4 protein-coding genes are annotated in these 1,760 nt (G+C 65.9%); 3 read left to right on the top strand and 1 reads right to left on the bottom strand.

Annotation, left to right across the window (positions count from 1 at the left end):
• Together EN935_RS34390 and EN935_RS34385 are read left to right on the top strand one after the other, a co-directional pair.
• Positions 1–138, top strand: a 138-nt coding sequence (locus EN935_RS34390) for an iron chelate uptake ABC transporter family permease subunit (RefSeq protein WP_164771618.1), incomplete at its 5' end; no start/stop codon positions are given.
• Positions 139–163: 25 nt separating this feature from the next.
• A complete protein-coding gene (locus EN935_RS34385) occupies positions 164–1,048 on the top strand; it encodes an alpha/beta hydrolase-fold protein (protein ID WP_127262714.1) in 885 nt (294 codons plus the stop codon).
• A gap of 33 nt (positions 1,049–1,081) precedes the next feature.
• Here EN935_RS34385 and EN935_RS34380 read toward each other — a convergent pair whose 3' ends face one another.
• Entirely contained in the window at positions 1,082–1,420 is a 339-nt protein-coding gene (locus tag EN935_RS34380; RefSeq protein WP_109666809.1) for a hypothetical protein, read from the bottom strand.
• Positions 1,421–1,563: 143 nt separating this feature from the next.
• Here EN935_RS34380 and EN935_RS41585 point away from each other — a divergent pair.
• Positions 1,564–1,760, top strand: a 197-nt coding sequence (locus EN935_RS41585) for a hypothetical protein (RefSeq protein ID WP_206534643.1), incomplete at its 3' end; no start/stop codon positions are given.

Raw genomic sequence — 1,760 nt, 5'->3', positions numbered from 1 at the left:
GTGCTCGCCGGCGCGCTGATCATGGTCGCCGCCGACTGGATCGGCCGCACCGCCATCTTCCCGCGCCAGATCCCGGCCGGTCTCGTCGCCACGCTGATCGGTGGCCCGGTGCTGATGTGGCTGCTGCGCCGCCGCTGACCTTTTTGTCCCTGTGGAGATATCCATGTCCAAGTCGATGCCAGCCCTGATCGCCGACACGACGGTCCACGACTTTGTCCCGGCGCATGGCGGCGCCGCCTGGCGGGTATTCCTGCATGTGCCGTCCGGGCCAGTGCCCGAGGCCGGCTGGCCCGTCCTCTACATGACCGACGGCAACGCCGTCATCGGCACAGCGGTCGACGCCATGCGTGCGCAGGCCTTCTATCCCACGGGCACCAATGTCGGCTGGGGCGTCATCGTCGCCATCGGCTATCCCGTAGAGGGCGCCTATGATCCGCTGCGGCGTTCATGGGATCTCGCCCCGCCGCCGGGCAAGACCTATCCGCCCTTCTCCGAGGGCACGCCCGAAGTCCGGACCGGTGGGGCAGGGGAATTCCTTGCCTTCATCGAGGACGAGCTGAAGCCATGGGTCGCCAGTCGGGTCACGGTCGATGCAAGCCGCCAGGCGCTTTACGGCCATTCCTTCGGTGGCCTGTTTGCGCTCTACGCCCTGTTCACGCGGCCTTCGGCCTTCCAGACCTGGATCGCGGCGAGCCCCACCATCTATTGGGAGGATCGTGCCATCGACCGCTTTCTCGAAACCTTCGAGGCCGCCGTTCCCGAGGGCCTGACGGCGACCATGATCCTGTCGGCCGGCGAATACGAGACGGAGAAGCTGGCACCGTTCCAGATCGGCGCCGAGGACGAGGAAAAGCGCCTGCAGCAGAAGAAGGTGACACGCACCGACGAATTCGCGCGGACGATGGCGGAGCGTCTCCATGCCTTCCCGGGCGTGCGCGCGAGCTTCGAACTGCATGCCGGCGAGAACCACATGTCGATCCTGCCGGTCACCGTCAATCGCGCGGTTCAGGCGGCGTTTGCGCTGAGGAAGGATACCGCCCTTTGCTGAACGCTGCAGCAAGGCGGTCGGCGCCTCGCGCCGTCATTCCTGTGAAGGGGAGGCGCTCAATCGGCGGTAGGAGACGCCGCCGAAGGTTGCCGTCACAAAGTCCGTGACGGACATCTTGCGCTTGCCTCCGTCGCTGCAGGCGTAAACCGGCCAACCGGCATCGCTGCATTCGCTGGCAGCGCAGATGCGCGCCAGGCAGTTCCCGATAGTCAGCCGGAAGCCGCCCTTGCCGGCGAAGCCTTGCAACAGGCTGCCGTCCGCCGAGCGCCATGTCCGCGCACGGAATTCCGCCCGCAAAAGCAGGGGTTCGAGAGGGACCGCAAGGCTGGTTTCGCCGGCACGCCCTGCGAGCTGCAGACGGAAGCGCGCCATTGCGGTCGCGTATGCGGTCACAAGATCCGCTTGGCGAAAATAGGCGGTCGCTAGGCTTGAGCGGTCAAGCAGATGAGACATCCACTCGCCTGCCTCTACCGGCCTCAGCAAGGCAACAAACGCAAGAAAGGCGAAGCAAGCTCGTGACATTTCCAGCAGCCATATCGATCTCGGCGTGCCGGTTTGCCCCCCGGTTGCCCTCCCATAACATCCTGCCAATCGGCGCCCGGCGCAAGCCGCTTGCGGAGGCAGCTCAAAAGGCCGCCGAGCAAAGGCGCCTAGAGCCGAAGACGGTGACCCGCATCGACGAACTTGTGTGGGCGATGGCGAGGTGGAGGCG

It is taken from the genome of Mesorhizobium sp. M7D.F.Ca.US.004.03.1.1 (genome assembly GCF_003998635.1).
In the GTDB taxonomy this organism is placed as follows: Bacteria; Pseudomonadota; Alphaproteobacteria; order Rhizobiales; family Rhizobiaceae; genus Mesorhizobium; species Mesorhizobium loti.
This window is presented reverse-complemented; position numbering and strand designations above follow the sequence as displayed.

Excerpts from the sequence above, each read along its gene's own strand:
- EN935_RS34380 (WP_109666809.1), bottom strand. The coding sequence starts at position 1,420 with ATGGCGCGCTTCCGTCTGCAGCTCGCAGGGCGTGCCGGCGAAACCAGC.
- EN935_RS34385 (WP_127262714.1), top strand. The coding sequence starts at position 164 with ATGTCCAAGTCGATGCCAGCCCTGATCGCCGACACGACGGTCCACGAC.